This window comes from Kitasatospora sp. NPDC029367 (assembly GCF_055569135.1).
The window spans coordinates 25,121-42,061 of record NZ_JBVHYH010000029.1; the positions used below are offsets into that span (position 1 = coordinate 25,121).

General features: G+C 72.3%; 15 protein-coding genes. 8 read left to right on the forward strand and 7 right to left on the reverse strand.

From position 1 onward, the window contains the following. Positions 1-1,899 carry a serine/threonine-protein kinase gene (locus ACZ4W5_RS18070; protein ID WP_465655426.1) on the reverse strand — a complete coding sequence of 633 codons (1,899 nt, stop codon included), beginning with the start codon at positions 1,897-1,899 and terminating at the stop codon, positions 1-3. 232 nt (positions 1,900-2,131) lie between these two features. Here ACZ4W5_RS18070 and ACZ4W5_RS18075 point away from each other — a divergent pair, with 232 nt between their 5' ends. Genes ACZ4W5_RS18075 through ACZ4W5_RS18085 form a run of 3 tightly spaced genes read left to right on the forward strand, consistent with a single transcriptional unit; the run spans position 2,132 to position 6,538 of the window. After that, positions 2,132-2,971: a hypothetical protein gene (locus ACZ4W5_RS18075; RefSeq protein WP_465655428.1), complete on the forward strand. Its 840-nt coding sequence runs from the start codon at positions 2,132-2,134 to the stop codon at positions 2,969-2,971. 1 nt (position 2,972) lies between these two features. Further along, entirely contained in the window at positions 2,973-3,809 is an 837-nt protein-coding gene (locus ACZ4W5_RS18080) for a hypothetical protein (protein WP_465655430.1), read from the forward strand. A 35-nt stretch (positions 3,810-3,844) separates the two neighbouring features. Further along, a complete protein-coding gene (locus ACZ4W5_RS18085) occupies positions 3,845-6,538 on the forward strand; it encodes a CHAT domain-containing protein (protein ID WP_465655431.1) in 2,694 nt (897 codons plus the stop codon). 36 nt (positions 6,539-6,574) lie between these two features. On the opposite strand, the gene ACZ4W5_RS18090 is transcribed toward ACZ4W5_RS18085, so the two are convergent. Further along, positions 6,575-7,813: a serine hydrolase domain-containing protein gene (locus ACZ4W5_RS18090; RefSeq protein WP_465655433.1), complete on the reverse strand. Its 1,239-nt coding sequence runs from the start codon at positions 7,811-7,813 to the stop codon at positions 6,575-6,577. A 190-nt stretch (positions 7,814-8,003) separates the two neighbouring features. After that, a complete protein-coding gene (locus tag ACZ4W5_RS18095; RefSeq protein ID WP_465655435.1) occupies positions 8,004-8,495 on the reverse strand; it encodes a carboxymuconolactone decarboxylase family protein in 492 nt (163 codons plus the stop codon). Between the two features lie 176 nt (positions 8,496-8,671). Here ACZ4W5_RS18095 and ACZ4W5_RS18100 point away from each other — a divergent pair, with 176 nt between their 5' ends. Beyond that, entirely contained in the window at positions 8,672-9,637 is a 966-nt protein-coding gene (locus ACZ4W5_RS18100; RefSeq protein WP_465655437.1) for a pirin family protein, read from the forward strand. A gap of 263 nt (positions 9,638-9,900) precedes the next feature. On the opposite strand, the gene ACZ4W5_RS18105 is transcribed toward ACZ4W5_RS18100, so the two are convergent. After that, positions 9,901-11,175 (reverse strand): aminotransferase class I/II-fold pyridoxal phosphate-dependent enzyme, encoded by a 1,275-nt coding sequence (locus ACZ4W5_RS18105; protein ID WP_465655439.1) that lies wholly within the window; start codon positions 11,173-11,175, stop codon positions 9,901-9,903. Between the two features lie 111 nt (positions 11,176-11,286). Between ACZ4W5_RS18105 and ACZ4W5_RS18110 the strand changes: the two genes are divergently transcribed. Together ACZ4W5_RS18110 and ACZ4W5_RS18115 are read left to right on the forward strand one after the other, a co-directional pair. Continuing rightward, a complete protein-coding gene (locus ACZ4W5_RS18110; protein ID WP_360232650.1) occupies positions 11,287-11,505 on the forward strand; it encodes an acyl carrier protein in 219 nt (72 codons plus the stop codon). Between the two features lie 7 nt (positions 11,506-11,512). Further along, complete coding sequence (locus ACZ4W5_RS18115) at positions 11,513-12,733, forward strand: beta-ketoacyl-[acyl-carrier-protein] synthase family protein (RefSeq protein ID WP_465655441.1); 1,221 nt, start codon at positions 11,513-11,515, stop codon at positions 12,731-12,733. Here ACZ4W5_RS18115 and ACZ4W5_RS18120 read toward each other — a convergent pair. Next, complete coding sequence (locus ACZ4W5_RS18120; protein WP_465655443.1) at positions 12,662-13,555, reverse strand: SDR family NAD(P)-dependent oxidoreductase; 894 nt, start codon at positions 13,553-13,555, stop codon at positions 12,662-12,664. The genes ACZ4W5_RS18115 and ACZ4W5_RS18120 overlap by 72 nt on opposite strands. Beyond that, positions 13,552-14,871 carry a wax ester/triacylglycerol synthase domain-containing protein gene (locus tag ACZ4W5_RS18125; RefSeq protein ID WP_465655445.1) on the reverse strand — a complete coding sequence of 440 codons (1,320 nt, stop codon included), beginning with the start codon at positions 14,869-14,871 and terminating at the stop codon, positions 13,552-13,554. Before ACZ4W5_RS18125 ends, ACZ4W5_RS18120 begins: the two co-directional genes overlap by 4 nt. Before the next feature lie 265 nt (positions 14,872-15,136). On the opposite strand from ACZ4W5_RS18125, the gene ACZ4W5_RS18130 reads away from it, so the two are divergent. Together ACZ4W5_RS18130 and ACZ4W5_RS18135 are read left to right on the forward strand one after the other, a co-directional pair. Then, the gene (locus ACZ4W5_RS18130) at positions 15,137-15,559 is read left to right on the forward strand and encodes a cytochrome P450 (RefSeq protein ID WP_465655523.1); all 423 of its coding nucleotides are present in this window, start codon (positions 15,137-15,139) and stop codon (positions 15,557-15,559) included. Positions 15,560-15,576: 17 nt separating this feature from the next. After that, a complete protein-coding gene (locus tag ACZ4W5_RS18135) occupies positions 15,577-16,077 on the forward strand; it encodes a cytochrome P450 (RefSeq protein ID WP_465655517.1) in 501 nt (166 codons plus the stop codon). A 309-nt stretch (positions 16,078-16,386) separates the two neighbouring features. Here ACZ4W5_RS18135 and ACZ4W5_RS18140 read toward each other — a convergent pair whose 3' ends face one another. Next, entirely contained in the window at positions 16,387-16,908 is a 522-nt protein-coding gene (locus ACZ4W5_RS18140; RefSeq protein WP_465655447.1) for a tyrosine-type recombinase/integrase, read from the reverse strand. Between the last annotated feature and the right edge of the window lie 33 nt (positions 16,909-16,941).

Here is a 16,941-nt window from a genome sequence, read left to right on the forward strand (position 1 = left end):
CTACTCCGGCGTGGGCACGAACCGCACTTCGGCGCGGGTCAGGGTCCGGCCGTCGCCGGCCGGCGGGAGCTGGACGAGTTCCACGGTGGCGGCGGTGAGGTCCGAGGTGGCCGGGCCGGGCGGCAGCAGAACCTGCAGGTGGTAGTCGCAGGTGCTGCCGTCCGGGACGTCCACCCGGTACTCCGTCGCGCCTGGTCCGACCGGGTGCCCGGCGGCGGTCAGGTCCGCCAGCGCGGGCACCAGCTGCTTGAGGAAGCCGACCCCGGCTCCGGCCGGCGTCGTGACGCGCAGCGCGAGGTCGCGGCCGCGGGCCCGACGGCTGCCCTGGACGATCCCGGTGAGTTCGCGCCGCATCACGGCGGCCGCCTCGGGCGTGTCGGGCAGCCGGACGAGGTCGAGGGTGCCGGCCAGTGCCGCGGAGACGGCGCGGCCCTGGGCGACCTCCCAGTACGTGCCGATGCCGCGGACGTGGCAGCGGAAGCGGCCCGCGCAGGAGGCGAGCACGGCCGCGAGTTCGGCCGGCTCCTCGGCGTCGTCCCGTCCGTCCATCAGGAGCACGGCGGTGCGGTCGGCGTCCTGGTGCCCGGCGAGCAGTTGGTCGGCCAGCCGGATCCACCTCCCGAAGGCGGCCGCGCGCAGCCGCGCCAGCCCGCCGAGCGCGGCGCGGGCCTCGGCCTTGGTCGCGGGGGTGGCGCGGACCAGGCGCCTGGTGTCCGGGTAGAGCATCCGCGCGTACTCGGAGCCCTCGACGATGCCGAACCGGACCTCGTCGTCCAGGGTGTCGACGGCGGCCGCCACCGCGTCGGTCACGGCGCGGAAGTCCGCCGGCGCGAGACCCTCGGAGAGGCCGACCAGGAACACCACGGCCTGCGGCGCCGCGACCACCGCGTGCGCCTGGTCGAGCGCGGCGCCGTGCACGGTCAGGATCGCGTCCACCTCGGTCGTGTCCGGCGGCTGGTACTCGTTCTGGAACACCTCGATCCGGTACCCGGGGCCGACGGGTGCGGCGGAAGCTGCGGGCGGGCCGGGGGCCGGGGCCGAGACCGGGACCGGTACCGGAGCACCCGGGGCGAGCAGCGCCCTGAGCCGGTCGGCCACCTCCCCGGCGAAGCGCGGCCGGTCCGCCGGGTCCTTGGCGAGCAGCTCCGTGACCAGCCCGTCCAGCGCCTCCGGCACGTCCGGGCGCCGCTCGGCCAGTCGTGGCGGCGGGGTCCGCAGGTGGTCCTGCAGCACCGCCCAGACGTCCCGGCGGCCGGGGAACGGCGGCTTCCCGGTGAGCAGCGCGAGCAGCACGCAGCCCAGCGCGTACAGGTCGGACCGCTCGTCCACCTGCCGGCCCCGGCACTGCTCGGGGGACATGTAGTCCGGGGTGCCCATGACGACGCCCGAGCGGGTCAGGCCGGTGGCCGAGCGGAGGTAGCCGGCGAGGCCGAAGTCGCAGACCTTGACCCGGCCGTCCGGGAGCAGCATCAGGTTGGCGGGTTTGACGTCCCGGTGGACGATGCCGGCCCGGTGGGCGCAGGACAGCGCCTCGGCGGTCTGCGCGGCCAGCTCGACCGCCCGGCGCACCGGCAGCGGTCCGTCCTCCCGCAGGACGGTGCGCAGGTCCCGGCCGTGCAGCAGCTCCATCACCAGGAACAGCTGACCGTCCTGCTCGCCGTTGTCGAAGACCTGGACCAGGCCGGGGTGCTGGAGCCCCGCGGCCACCCGGGCCTCGCGGTGGAAGCGGGCCACCGCCTCCCCGTCCTCCTCCGGGTCGAGGCCCCGGGGCAGGAACTTCACCGCCACCCGCCGGGCGAGCCTGACGTCCTCGGCGAGCCACACCTCCCCCATGCCGCCGCGCCCCAGCGGCGCCGCGAGGCGGTACCGGCCGTCGACCAGCCCTCCGGCCACGTTCACACGCGCTCCCCTCCCCCTGAAACCTGACACCTGACACCCGGCACCTGGCACCTTCACCTGACACCTGACGTGCTCCCCCGGCCCGGAACACCATTGTGTCGGCCCGCCCGGCCGCCGGTGCAGCGGCGGTTGCCAGGCAGCGAAGTCGGGAGTCCCCGTTTGCGCCCCGCCGGTCCCGGCGCTGGCCTACGATGCCGACTGCCGGCGCTTCCGGCGTCCAGGGGGAGGGTGCGTGCCCGCGATCCATGAACAGTACTCGGAGGAACTCCGCGCGGAGTTCGACTACCTGTCCAGCTGGCTGCCCAACACCCACCTCGAACTCGGCGACGTCGGCCGCCTGCACCGGGACCGGTTCGAGCGGCTGACCTCGCTCGCCGAACTCGGCATCGGATTCGCGGTGCGGGAGCGCGAGCGGGGCGTGGACCTGGACTACAGCTCGGCCGCCGAGGTCGCCGTCTCGACGGATGCCGAGGGCGGGCCGCTCGCCCGCATCGCGGTGTCGTTCAGCCGCCGGCACGGCATCGTCTTCCAGGCGCGGTCGTGCCGGATCAGCGAGATCGCCGACCGCGAGGCGCTCGGGCGGCGCGTGCTCGACCTGGCGGCGGCCGGGCGGTGGCCGGGCACCCAGGTCGTGGTCACCGAAGTGGTCGCCACCGGCCCCGCCGTGATCCTCGTCTCCCAGCAGCAGGGCGCCAGCATCGACCTCGCCGCCTCCGCGGAGGCGCTCTCGGGGACGATCCCGCTCGCCTCCGCGTCCGCGGGGCTGAGCATCGTCGGGTCCAAGGGCGTCGGCGTGAAGGTGATCGCCCCGGAAGGCCTCACACCCCTGTTCCGGGTGTCCGGCGTGCGTCCCCGGCTGTTCGGCCGCAAGGAGTTCGGCGGCCGCGGCCCGGCCGGGGGCACGCCCGGGAGCACGCCTGGGAGCCCGGTCGGCGGGAACCCGGTCGGGAGCCCGGTCGGGAGCCCGGTCGGGAGCCCGGTCGGCGGGACGGCGGCAGATAGGGCGGCCGAGACCAGGACGGCCGAGAGTCATGTGTTCGCGGAACTCACCTACGAGGACGTCGGAGCATGAGATGACCGCTCACCTCTGGTACGAGCTCGAAGCAGCCGTCAGCGCCGGGGACTCGGCGCTGCTGGACCGGCTCTGCCGGCTCCACGGGGACCAGCTGCGCGCCGACTTCCCCGCCCGGTTCACCGTACCGGCGGAGCTCCGCCACGACCCGGCCGCGGTGCAGCGGTACGGAGGGGCGTCGTTCGCGGTCGCCGAGCGCCTGGGCGTCCCGCTGCCCGGCGTCGCCGTCTCGGAGACCCTCAACCGGACCCTCGCCCAGTGCGAAGAACTCTCCCGGCAGGGCGGGCACGAGCAGGCGCTCGCGCTGGTGACCGGGCTCCTGTCGAGCGGGCAGGTACTGTCCAGGCCGCCCGAGGTGGGACAGGCCACCTGCTACGAGTGGATGGGCGGACTGGCCCGCCGGCTGTCCCGGCACCAGCAGGCCTGGCAGTACACCAGCACGGCCCAGGAGCTGTGCCACCGGATGCAGGACGCCGAGGGCTGCCTGCGCCACCTCGCCACCATGCACGGCATCGCCGAGGAGACGGGCGCCCATCCCGACGCGCTCGCCGTCGCCGGCATGGCCGTGCACCACGTCCAGGAGCACGGACCGGTCACCCTGCTGCCGCCCTGGCTCGCCACCTACGCCGAGGCACTGCGCCGAGCGGAAGGCCCCGGTCAGGTGGGAGAGTTCGCGAAGGCCGCGGAACGCTACGCCCGGGAGATCCTCGGCTCGGACCCGGCCGCGCTCTCCAGGACGCTGAACCAAATCGCCGTCACCCTGCACAGGGCAGGGCACGACGCGGCGGCCCGGGCGCTGTTGGAGGAAGCGGTCGAACTGCGGCGCCGAAGGGCGTGAGCGGGTGCGGTCGAGAGGCACGGTGTGAAGCGCGGATGCCGGACATCGACCTGGGGATCACCCTCGCCAACCTGGGCAAGCTGTTGGCCCTCGACGGCGATCCGCGCGCCGAGGCCGTGCTGACCGAAGCGGTCGAACTCCTCACGGCGGCCGGCCCCTCGGCCGCCGCGCACCTCGCCGAGGCGCGCGGCAACCTCGCCGCCTACCACCAGCTCCACGGCGACCCCGCCGTCGCCCGGTCGATCTACCGGGAACTGGCGGCGGAGGCGGCGCCCTCCGCCGTCATGTTGCGCAACTTCGCGGCCCTGGAGCAGGAGAACGGCCGCTCCCCGAGCAGGCGGATGCTCTTCGAACTCGCGCACGACGCCCGCCCGCAGGCCGGAGGAGAACCGGACGACCCTGATGTGACGTTCCGGACGCTGATCGAGCAGGCCTCCGAGGAGGACCGCCTGGGCAACGCCGCCCGGGCCCTCGAACTGGCGCTCCAGGCCGCCGAGGTGGCCCGGGCCCGCCCCCGCCCCTCACCTCTCAGGGCGGCGGTGGCCCTGGTCGCGACGGCCCGGTACGGTCTGGAGGTCCCGGACGAGCACCTGGACGCGGCACTCACGGCGGCCGCCGACGACCCGGAGACCACACCCGAACTGCTGCGTTCGCTGCGGACCGGCATCGGGCAGCGGTGTCGCCGGCAAGGACGCCTCGCCCGGGCGTTGGCGTACGCCCGGGCCGCCGCAGCGCACCTCACCCCCGAGACGGCCACCGAGGACCAGCTCACCACCTTCGACCTCCTGGCCCTGGTGCACCACTCCCTGGGCGAACGGGAACGGGCGGAACAGCTCTACCGTGCCGTGATCGCCCGCAGGCACCAACTGGCGGACCCCAACCGGGTGGCGATGACCGACTCGCTGTTCAGCCTCGGGATGCTCTGCCTCGAAACCGGGAGGTCCGGCGAGGCCGCCGCCCTGCTGCGGGAGCAGTTCGACATCGAGGACGCCCACCTGGCCGAGGTCTTCGCCGCCTCCTCCGAGGTGCAACGGCTGGCCTACGCACGGACCCTCCTCGGCAGACTGGACACCTTCGTCGTCGTCCTGTTCGCCACCACCGGCTTGGAGCCGGGCGCGGAGTTGCTGGAGCTCCTGGCGAACGCCGTACTGCGGCGCAAGGCCGTCGTCGCGGAGGCCGTGGCCCGCGACCGCGCGATGCTGTCCAACGGCCCGGAGCCTCGGATCGCGGCCGTCGCCACCGAACTCCGCGCCGTGCGGCACGAGTTGCGGCGTCTGACGCTCGACGACGACTCCCTGCGGCCGAACGCTGGCCGGCGCGTGCAGGACCTCAGGGCGCGGCAGGGCCGCCTGGAGATGCTGCTCGCCGACCGGCTCTCTCACCCCGGCGCCGGCCCCAAGCCCGACTCCGGCACTGGCCCCAACCCCGGTTCCGACCCCGACCCCGGCGTTACCCGGACGGCCCTGCCGACCTGGCAGGCGGTGACCGCCGCCCTCCCGCCCGGTACCGCGCTCGTCGAGTACTACCGGGCGGAGATGGGCGACGAAGCCGCCGTACTGAGCCTGGTGTTCACACCGGGGTCACCGCCCCGGCTCTTCGCCCACGACACCGCCGGCGCACTGGACGAGGGCGTCCGACGCTGGCGTGAGCTCCTCCGGGACCAGGACACCGGGGAACAGGCGCTGGGTCTGGAACTCCACCGGGTGCTGATCCAACGGATCGACGCCGCCCTGACCGGAGTCCACCGGCTGCTCATCTCGCCGGACGGAAGCCTCAACCTCCTTCCCTTCGCCGCCCTCCCCTCGCCCGACGGCAGCCGACTGCTGGACACGTTCGAGATCGGTTTCCTGACCACCGGCCGGGACCTGCTGCGTGGCCGCTACGGGCCCCGCCCCGCGCCGCCGGTCGTGTTCGCCGACATCGACTACGGATCCGGCGGCACCGGGCTCGACGGGGGCCCGTTCGCACCACTGCCGGAGACCGGGGCCGAAGGGCGGTGGATCGCCGACCACATCGGCGCCGAGCTGCACACCGGCCCGGACGCCTCGGCCTCCCGGCTGCGCACGGCCCGGAGTCCGCTGATCCTCCACCTGGCGACGCACGGCTACGCCCTGGCCGAACCGCTGCGCCCGGCCGGTACCCGACGACCGGGCGCGGGACCGGGGCCCGACTCACCGAGCGGCCCACCCCCCGACCTGACGGGCACCCCCGACCCGACGGGCACTCCCGTTCCGGCGGGCACTCCCGTTCCGGCGGGCACCCCCGACGCGGCGCGCACCCCGGGCCCTGCCGTGGACCCGCTCCTCTGCACCGGTCTGGCCCTGGCGGGTGCGAACACCTTCCTTGCCGGGCAGAAGCCGGCCGACAGCCTGGGAACCGGCGTCCTCACCGCCTCCGACGTCTACGACCTCGACCTGCTCGGCACCGAGTTGGTCGTGCTCTCCGCCTGTGTCACCGGCCTCGGCTCCTACCACCCGGGCGAGGGCGTGTTCGGCCTTCGCCGCACCTTCGAGATCGCCGGCGCCCGGTCCGTCCTGGTGAGCGTCTGGGACGTTCCCAGCGAGCCGACGGTGCAGTTGATGTGCGAGTTCTACCGCGCGCTGCGTCGCGGGGCCTCCAGGACCGCGGCACTGCGCCGGGCCCAACAGGCCGTACGGCGCCGCTTCCCGGAGCCCGTCGCGTGGGCGCCCTTCGCGCTCTTCGGCGACCCCGCACCTCTTCCGTGGTGAGGGCGCGCGACGGTCACCGCGTCAGTCGCGACCCGCTCAGCCGAGCTTCGGCCGGACCTCACCCCCGCCCTGGTTCTTGCCGCAGAGGGCCTCCTCCAGGAAGCCGCCCTGCGCGACGAGTTGCTGCACCGCCTGTGCCTGGTCACCCCTGGACGTCACGGACATCGCAACCTGCCGGTCCCCCTTGCTCCACAGCTGGGAGGCGAACCCGGGCATCCCGCCGTCATGCCCGTACACCGGCCCGCAGGACAGCTCCAGCCGGGCCAGCCCGAGGCCGTACGACAGGCTCACGGGCCCGCCGTCGGACTGCGCCGGGATGGTGGTCGTCATCTGCCGCATCAGCTCGGGCGACAGCAACCGCCCGCCCAGCAGGGCCCGTTCGAAGCGGTTCAGGTCGGACAGGGTGGATATCAGCTCGCCCGCGGAGTTCGCCCACGTGACGCTCTCCACCGTGACGTCCCGGTCGCTGCGGTCCTCCGGGGCCGGGCCCTCGGCAAGCGTCCAGTAGCCGTGGGCGTGCGGGCCCCGGATGTCGGTGGCCCTACCGGGGAAGTACGTTCCGGTCATCCCGAGCGGCCGCAGGATGCGTGCGGTGATCTCCTGGGCGTAGGTGCGGCCGGTCGCCCTTTCGATGATCATGCCGAGCAGGGTGTAGTTGACGTTGGAGTAGCTGAACCTGGCCCCCGGCGGGAAGTTGGGCGCGTGCGCCACCGAGGCGGCCACCACCTGGGCCGGGGTGATGCTGCGGGTCAGCCCGCCCTGGTCGAGCCAGTTCCGGATCTCGCCCGGATCCGTGGTGTGCGGGAACAGCCCGCCCGGCTCGTTGGTCGGATCCCACAGGCCGGAGCTGTGGTTGAGCAGCTGACGGACGGTGATCCGCCCGCCGTTCGGGACCATCCCCGGCAGGTGGCGCTCCACCGGGTCGTCCAGACCGAGCCGGCCCTCCCCCACCAGCTGCAGCACCGTGGTGGCGGTGAACGTCTTGGTGATGCTCCCGGCGCGGAACCGGCCGTCCACGCGCACCGGGGCGCCGGTCGCGAGGTCGGCGACGCCCGTGCCCGCGCGCCAGACCCCGTTCTCGTCGCGGACCTCGGCGATGGCCGCGGCCGCCCCGGCGTCGGTCACCGCTTTCAGCGCCGCCGTCCGCGCGGCATCCTCGGACACGACGGCGGCAGGCGGCTCGACGGCCCCCGCCGAGACCACCGGCCCGGCCAGCGCCAGACAGACCGCCGCTGCCACCACCATCACGGGCCCCGAACCCGTACGACGTACCATGCGACCCCCTCGTCCACGGCGGGCCCCCGCCCGCCTCCGAGTCCACAGCCTCGCCCCTGACGTGATGATCCGTCATCCTCCACCGGGAGGAATCGGTCGTACTCCCACCACCGTAGACGCTGCGCCGAACGGAGGATCCGACCGACCCCCGCCCCATCCCAGGAGCCCCGGGCGTCAGGCCCCCCGGACGTCAGAGCCCCGGCATCGGGCGGACCGGGTGCTTGCTCATGATCGACACCCGGTTGAAGGAGTTGATCGTGATCGCCACCCAGATCGCCGCCGAAAGCTCCTCCTCGGTGAACACCTCCCGCGCCAGCCCGTACGCGGCCGCCTGGAGGGCGGCGTCCGCCGGGTTCGTGGTCGCCTCCGCCAGGGCCAGCGCCGCACGCTCCCGGGCGGTGAACAGCTCGGTGTCCCGCCAGGCCGGGAGCACGCCCAGGCGCTGGGTGGTCTCGCCCTCGCGCAACGCGGCCCGGGTGTGCACGTGCAGGCAGTAGGCGCAGCCGTTGATCTGGGAGACCCGCAGGTTGACCAGTTCCACCAGCCGCCGGTCCAGCCCGGCCTCGGCCGCGACCTCCTTGGCCGCCTCGGCGGCGGCGAGCAGCGCCTTGTAGGCCTTGGGGCTCTGCTTGTCGATGAACACCCGCCGCTCCGCCGGATCCACCGTCACTTCAGCACTCACCTGGACTCCTCGACTCCCACTGCGATCATTGGCTCGCTGCCGTTCGACACTCTGCCATGCCATAATAGTTGAATCTAGAACTACCCAGCAGTCGACACCGCCCGGCCGACACCGCCCGGCCGACATCGCCAGGTCGGCATCACCCGGCCGACACCATCCAGGGAGGGACCACCGCCGTGAGCACCGCCGAGACCGAGCCGCGCCCCGCCGCCGTACCGCCGCAGGACCAGCAGGACCCGTACGTCGAGGTGCTGTCCCCCCGCGACGTCCCGCTCGGCGGACCGCGCGCGATGACCGTCCGCCGCACCCTGCCGCACCGCTCCCGCCGGCTGATCGGCGCCTGGTGCTTCGTCGACCACTACGGACCCGACGACGTCGCCCGCACCGGCGGCATGGACGTCGCCCCGCACCCCCACACCGGCCTGCAGACCGTCAGCTGGCTCTTCTCCGGCGAGATCGAGCACCGGGACAGTCTCGGCGTCCACGCCTTCGTCCGCCCGGGCGAACTCAACCTGATGACCTCCGGCCACGGCATCTGCCACTCCGAGGTCTCCACCCCCGCGACCACCGTGCTGCACGGCGTCCAGCTCTGGGTCGTGCTGCCGGACGAACACCGCTACACCGCACGGGACTTCCACCATCACGTCCCCGAGCCCGTCGCCCTGGACGGCGCCGAGGTCCGCGTCTTCCTCGGCACCCTGGCAGGCCGTACCTCCCCCGTCCCCACCTTCACCCCGCTGCTCGGCGCCGAACTCACCCTCGCCCCGCACGCCACCGTCACCCTGGCCGTCGACCCGGCCTTCGAGCACGGCGTCCTCGTCGACCACGGCGAGGTCCGCCTCGCCGCCACCGACCTCCACCCGGGCGACCTCGGCTACCTCGCCCCCGGCACCACCACCCTGACCCTCACCAACACCGCCGACGCCCCGGCCCGCCTCGTCCTCCTCGGCGGCACCCCGTTCGAGGAGCAGATCGTCATGTGGTGGAACTTCATCGCCCGATCCGGCGAGGAGATCGCACAGGCACGAAACGACTGGGAGAAGGGCTCCCGGTTCGGCGAAGTGCACGGCTACGACGGCGACCGACTCCCGGCCCCGGAGCTGCCGTCGATTCCCTTGAAGGCGCGGGGTCGGGTGCGCTGACCTGCGGCGATGCCCCTCGCAGTGGTCTGCGAAGCCTTCCTGGCGGTGGACGTGTCCGGAGTGATCCGGGATCGGCGCGAGCTGATGCCGGCCGCCCGGCGGGGTGCCCCGACGGAGCGGCATTCAGGGTTTGTCGAATCTCAGGTGTGACTGTCTGCGGCAGGGCCTGGTCGGATCGCCCGCGACCGACCCACGCCGCCAGGCCCCACGCCGCCGAACCGGCAGCCCGCCCGATTCCCTCGACACCACGACCTCCTCGGTGCTCAGGGGACGAGTCGAACGTTGTCCGGGCCGGACAGTGGAGCCTCGCCTGGGTGGGCGATCCGTACCGGGGTGTGCGAACCCGGTGCGGAGCGGGGGATGACTCCGGCGTTCCTACCCACGTGTTCGAACGCGATCAGGACCTGCTCCAGTTGCGCATCGGTGTGTGCGGCGGTCAGGGTGACTCGCAGTACCTCGCGGCCGGCCCTGACGATCGGGTGGACCATGGGCGCGGTGAACACCCCTGCCGTGCACAACTCCTGCCACATGCGCAGGCACCGCTCGCGGCCCGTCACGAGGACCGGCACCACTGGTGTGACGGACGCACCGGTGTCAAATCCGAGCGCCCGCAAGCCGTTGTGCAGCCGCTCGGCGAGATCCAGCACGCGGATACGTCGCTGGGGTTCGGCCTGAAGGATCGTCAGCGCGGCCAGCGCGGCGGCGACGTTGGCCGGTGACGCGGCCGCGGTGAACATCGCCGTACGCGCGTGGAACCGCAGGTAGCGGATCACGTCGGCGGGCCCGGCGATCACCCCGCCCACCGAGGCCAGGCTCTTGGACAAGGCGCTGGTGACGAGATCGGGGCGGAGCCCGAAGTGTTCCCCCGCGCCGGCCCCGGTCTGGCCGAGCACCCCCAGGTCGTGCGAACTGTCGACGACGACCCGTGCCCGGTAGGAGTCCGCCAGTTTCATCAGCCCGGGCAGGTCGCAGAGGTCCCCCTCCGCCGAGAAAACCCCGTCCGTGAAGATAATCTTTCCGCCGTCAATGCCGGTGTCGTCGGTGACCTGAAGCAGCTCCTCCAGATGATCCAGGTTGCCGTGCAGAAATTTCCTTTCCTTGGCTCTGCCGAGAGCGACGGCCTCGCCCAGTGAGACATGGTTGAAGAAATCGCTGAAGACCACGTCGCTGTCCGTGAGCAGCGGAGCCAGCATCAAATTTGCCTGATAACCGGACGGAAGGACGGCGGCCGCTTCCTGGCCCATGAACTCCGCCAGTCGGCTCTCCAGCTCCTCATGCAGTTCCAGCGTGCCGCTCCCGGCACGTGACCCGCCGAGCGAGGTGCCGAAGCGTCGCACCGCCGCGACAGCGGCCTCGCGCACCCGGGGGTCGGCGGAAAGCCCCAGGTAGTCGTGGGAGGCGGCGATGATCACCCGGCGGCCCTCGAATTCCGCCTCCGTGCCGTCGAACGTGTCGCCGACCGTGCGGAAGTAGCAGTCTCGCCCGGTCCGCCGCAGATGCTCCTCGGTCCACGGTCGGCACTTTTCCAGAATGTCCATCTTTACTTTCTCCGGTCGCTCGTGTGTTGCATTGTTCTCTTTGGGTAGTTCGTTCCCATTGAGGATGGTACTTTGGGGAGTCTTCTGCACCATCCATGAGACGGAGAAGAAGTGTCATACGATGAACTGAAAATTGTTCTTGTTTCTCTCGGGATTTCCGAGGATGACATCAGCCCGGATGCCACGCGCGAGGAAGTCGGCCTGGATTCCATCGCCGTCGTCGAGCTGGCTCTGGTTCTCCGCCGCGAGAATGGGGTGGCGGTGACGGAGGAGGAGATCAGCGCCACCCGCACCGTCGCGGATGTCGCCGCCCTCGTCGGAGCCCGGTGACCTCCGCGTGACCGCTCGACAGGATGCATGCGTCACGGGCGTCGGCCTGGTGACCCCGGCCGGCGATGGGCGGGCCTCCGGCTGGGAGCGGGTCTGCAAGGGCCTGCCGACCGCCGTACTGCAGCTCGAACAGGAGACGGTTCCGACTCATCTGGTCTGCCGCGTGGGCGGCTTCGACCCAGCCCGGCTCGGTCGGGCACGGGCCCGCAAGCCCGACCGCTGCGCACAGCTGGCGCTGCTCGCCGCGCGCGAGGCGCTGACCGACGCCGGACTGGACCCGGCGCGGTGGGACGGCGCGCGCGTCGCGGTGATCGTGGGTTCGAGCGCAGGCGGAGCCCAGACCCTGGAGGTCGAGCACCGCGCGCTGATGGAAGCCGGCCCGCAGAACATGTCGCCGTTCGCCGTGCCGACCTCCCTGAGTAACACCGTCGCTGCCCAGCTGACCATCGAGTTCGGGGCCCGGGGAGCCAGCTGCACGGTCAACACCGCCTGCGCGTCGGGCGCGACCGCCATCGGCGCGGCGCTGGACCTGCTGGCCCTGGACCGCTGCGACATCGCTCTGGCCGGCGGCGCCGACGCGACCATCACCCCGTTCTACGTCACGGGATTCGACCGGATCGGCGCCCTGTCCCACCGCTTCGAGGATCCCGCCGGAGCACTGCGCGCCTTCGACAGACAGCGCGACGGATTCGTCATCGGCGAAGGAGCCGGGATGCTCGTTCTGGAGCGCACCGCCGACGCCCGAGCCCGTGGGGCGCGGGCCCGCGCCCGGATCAGGGGCTTCGGAGCGTCCTCGGACGCGCACCACGTGGTGAAGCCCCACCCGGACGGCTCCGGCCTCGCGGCAGCCGTCCGCGAAGCACTCGCGCAGGCCGACGCCACCGCCCACGACGTCGCGCACGTCAACGCCCATGGCACCGGCACCCCGGTCGGCGACCGGGTGGAAGCCGCCGTATTGACCAGCCTCTTCCCGCACCGCCCGCCGGTGACGTCCACCAAGCCGGTGACCGGGCATCTGCTGGGCGCGGCGGGGGCGGTGGAGGCGGTGCTCACCGTCCTCACCGTCGAACACGGCCTCATTCCGCCCACCGCCAACCTGGAGGACCCCGATCCGGAGATCGACCTCGACATCCCCACCGAGTGCCGCCCGGGGAGCCTACGACTGGCACTGTCCTTGTCCATGGGCTTCGGCGGGCAGAATGCCGTCCTCGCCGTCACCCCCGACTGACGCCGGCTGCCCGGAACAGGGCCGGTCGGCTCCGTACGACGTGACGGTGAAGTCGTCGGCCAGGTGGGGCAAGGCCAGAAGCCTGTGCGGAAGATGCCGAAGCAGGCCCGCCACCAGCTTGTAGCGGAGGCTCGGTACGCAGACGACCGGCGGGCGGCGCCGGAGGATGGCCCGCACCGCGAGCTCGGCCACGTACGGCGACGCAAGGGTGAGCGACGGAGGGGACGGCGGGATGCCGGCGCGCTCATGGAACTCCGAGGTGGTGTGCCCCAGTACCAGGGCGGTCAGCGCGACCGGCGAGGTGCGGATACGGCGCGAGTAGGCCAGCGACTCGGTCAGTGCCACGCCGTACGCCTTCGACGCGCCGTACGAAGTGCCCTGCCAGACAGGCCCGGTGGCGGCCACCGAGGACACGTTCAGGATCCGCCCGTGGCCGCGCCGGAGCATTCCGGGGAGCACGGCGTGCAGGAGCCGGGACGGTGCGACGACGTTGAGGTCGAGCATGCGCTGCTCCTCCGCCCACGTCGTGCGTTCGAAGGACATGCCCAGGCCCGCACCGGCGTTGTTGACCAGGATGTCGGCATCGCGCGCCGCTGCTGCCACGCGCTCCAGGCCGGCCGTCGTGGTCAGGTCGGCGGGCAGCGGACGTGCCCTGATCCCGTGGGCGGCTTCCAGGGTGGCCGCGAGGCGGTCCAGGGGTTCGGCGCTGCGGGCGACCAGGACGAGATGATGGCCGCGGGCGGCGAGGGCGCGGGCGATGTCCGCGCCGATGCCGTAACTTGCACCGGTGACCAGGGCCGTTGACCCCTCCGCGCCCTTCACTTGTGGCCCTTCACCGGTGTCGCCGTCTCTCGCCACAGCCGCTCGACGGCGTCCGCCCACAAGGCGGCGAGGTCACCGATGTCAACCAGCGCACTGTCGAGGGTGAAGCTCACGAATACCTGTTGTCGGTAGGAGACGAACGACGCCGCGAAGAGGTGTTCGCCGTGCAGGAACAGCGTGGGTACCACCTTCTCGATGGGATCCGCTCCTACCGCCAGGCGGCGTGGCACGCGCAGCAGTCCGGAACTGTCCACCGCGCTGCTCGCGGCGCAGGACTGCCGGACGAAGCGATAGACGAGCCACTCCGGAAGGAGCTCCAACTGCGCTCGGAGCACCCGGCGCATCCCCTCGGTCCTCACGCGTCTGGTCGCATTCGCCACAGCGATCACCCGGTCGACGGGGGACTCCGCCCAGAAGGACAGCGGAATGCGGACGGCCGAGACCCGGTTGCCCACCGCATACCGTTCCTCCGGGTAGCGGAGGCTGATGGGCATGCCCACGTGGAGCTCACGCCCGGGTGCGGGGCGAGCCGGCCAGTCCTCGGGTACCCACCTGCGCACCGCCTCCGCCAGTGCGGCGAGGCAGACGTCGTTGGGTGTGGCCCCCAGGGCTCCCGCGACCTCGCGCGGCCAGGACACCGGCACGGCCGCCGACAGCAGCCGCGCTCGGCCGGTCAGGGGGCGGTGCGGCGACCAGGTCAAGGTGGACCGGAGGCCACGAACGGAATCGACCGCGTTCTGGGCCACCGCCCGCGCCGGAATCCGCTCCGACCACGTGCGCGGGATCCGGTTCGCCCGGGTACGAGGGCCGGCGGGTGCCTCGGCGCGAGGCTGCCGGGGAGAGAGGGCCGGACCCACCCCGAAGAGAGCCGTCAGCGCGTCCAACACCGCCTGCCCGTCCTGGGCGGCGTGGTGGGCACGGTAGAAGAGCGCGTACGTGTCACTGGAGTAGCCGTGGATGAGCCAGACCTCCCAGCGCGGGGCGTCGGCGGGGATCGGCCTACTCAACAGCGTCTCCACGGTCCGGTCGAGAGAGTCGAGGCCGTCCTCGGTGCGGATCTCGTGCACATGGCGACGCGGGTCGAAGCCGGGGTCGAGTTCCCAGACCGTCCGGCGCCCCTGCTTGACGACCTTGCAGGCAAGGGTCGGCATACGGTCGACGCGGCCGGCGATCTGCTCCCGTACCCGGCTCAGACTCGGGTGCGAGCCGGTCGCATGCATGACCACGCCGACATAGGGCCGGAACCGGGGCTGTTCCCTCTCGTAGGTGAGGAAGCAGCCGTCGACCGGGTTCGGGCTGGGGACTGTCGTGGTCACGGGGCCGTCACTGAACCCATCCTGGTCATCGTCATGAAGGTCTCTCCGTCGCGGACGGGCCGCCCGCACAGTCGCTAACCGCAGGCGCGGCGAAAAGGTCACGTGGCGCAGCTCACCGCCGTCAGGCTCGGGCGTGACATGCCGGGATCCCGCCGCGTTGGTCAGGTGCGAACGCCATCGCTCATCCACCCGCTCCCCACGCACACCCGCAACCCCTCGGCAGATCTCTCGAATCTCTCAGCTCTCTCAGCGGAAGCAGGCCCGTATGCCACGCGCCCCCCACGACGGCCCGTACTTCGGCGCCGCACGGCGGGCGACCGCCACCGCGTCGCCGACGTACACGATGGCGGACCTCCCCGGGGCGTGGCCCCTGCTCGGCCACATGCCGGCGCTCGCCCGCGATCCACTCGCGTTCCTGGCCGGGCTCTCCGACCACGGCGATCTGGTGCGGATCAAGGTGGGCTCGCAGACGGCGTACGCGGTATGCCATCCCGAGCTGGTCCAGCGGTTCCTGGTCGAGGACCGTACCTTCGACAAGGGCGGTCCCGTCTACGACAGACTCCGGGAGATCACGGGCGACGGCCTGGGCACCTGCCCGGCAACCGCCCACCGCCGTCAGCGCCGGATGATCCAGCCCCTCTTCCACCGCGACGCACCGCCGTCACACTCTCCTGGGCCTGGCACCTGATCGGTACCCACCCCGACATCCAGCAGCGGCTGCGCGACGAGGTCGCCGCCGTACTCGACGGGCGCCCTGCGCTCCTAGCCGATCTGCCCGCCCTGGAACTCACCGGCCGGATCATCACCGAGACCCTGCGCCTCTACCCACCGGACTCCGTGCTGAGCCGCACCACCACAACCGACACGGTGCTGGGCGGCCACCGGCTGGCAGCCGGCACCACCATGATCTACAGCCCGTACCAACTCCACCGACGCGCCGACCTGTACCCGGCCCCCGACCGCTTCGACCCCGACCGCTGGCGCACCATCGGCAAACCCCCGCCCGGCACCTGGGTGCCCTTCGGGGGCGGAGCCCGCAAATGCATCGCCGACACCTTCGCCCTCACCCAGGCCACCCTCACCCTGGCCACCGTCGCCGCGCTCTGGCAGCTCCATCCGGCCCCCGGCCGACGCCCCGTCCGCACCGCCCGCCAGGCCGTCCTCGCACCGCACCGGCTGTTCATGCGCCTGCATCGGGCCGGGTGACGTCGTGGAGCGGATGAATCTGCGCGTCGTGGACGTCCGGAAGTCCTACGGGAAACGTGAAGTGTTGCGGGCCGTCCGCCTGGACGTGCCATCCAGATCCACGACGTCACCAACCAGGCCAGGCCCAACATCCGCTGGATCGAAGCCCGTTACACCGACCAACGCGACGACCTGACCACCCACTACGGACCCGACTTCACCTCCCAGATGGACCAGCTGCTCTCGGCCTGACGGTCCGACCGGCCCACAAGGCGCCTGCCCGATACGGTCGGGGCCCCGTTCCGGTACGGGACAGGGCCCCGTGGGGTCTCAGGCCGCGAGGCCGAGACCGAGGACCTGGGCGGCGTGGCCGATCGAGCCGGGCATCTGATGGCGGTAGATCTTGACGGTCGCGTCGATGCTCCTGTGCCCCATCCACTCGGCCACGTCGGTGATCGGGAGGTCGTGGCTGAGGCAGTTCGAGGCGAAGAAGTGGCGCAGGCCGTAGAGCGTCATGCCCTCGGGGATGTCGACGTCGCTGGCGCGCTTGATCCGGTCCCACTGGTTCTGCAGGTAGTAGGACGGGTAGGGCTTCGCGATGTCGAGCGGGCGGCGGAGCAGGTAGCCGTCGATGGTGCCGTACGAGTCCGCGTACGAGAGCAGGCTGTGCCGGGTCCGGGCCGGCAGCGGGACGTCCCGGTAGTCGCCCTTCTTGCGGTGCTTGAGGTCGGGTGCGCGCTGACCTGCGGAGACGCCTGTCGGCGGACTGGTCGAGGGGCTCGGTCGCCGCGTTGCGGTGGGCTGTCGACGCCTGGCACTCAGGTCGTCCGGTACGCCGGAAGGCCTGCCCACGCGGCTCTGTTCCTGGCCTTCCGCTCGCTCCCC

What these genes read in the sequence shown, in the direction of transcription:
- ACZ4W5_RS18080 (WP_465655430.1), top strand. Translation starts at nt 2,973, where the DNA reads ATGACCGCTCACCTCTGGTACGAGCTCGAAGCAGCCGTCAGCGCCGGG.
- ACZ4W5_RS18085 (WP_465655431.1), top strand. Translation starts at nt 3,845, where the DNA reads ATGCCGGACATCGACCTGGGGATCACCCTCGCCAACCTGGGCAAGCTG.
- ACZ4W5_RS18090 (WP_465655433.1), bottom strand. Translation starts at nt 7,813, where the DNA reads ATGGTACGTCGTACGGGTTCGGGGCCCGTGATGGTGGTGGCAGCGGCG.
- ACZ4W5_RS18105 (WP_465655439.1), bottom strand. Translation starts at nt 11,175, where the DNA reads ATGGACATTCTGGAAAAGTGCCGACCGTGGACCGAGGAGCATCTGCGG.
- ACZ4W5_RS18130 (WP_465655523.1), top strand. Translation starts at nt 15,137, where the DNA reads ATGCCACGCGCCCCCCACGACGGCCCGTACTTCGGCGCCGCACGGCGG.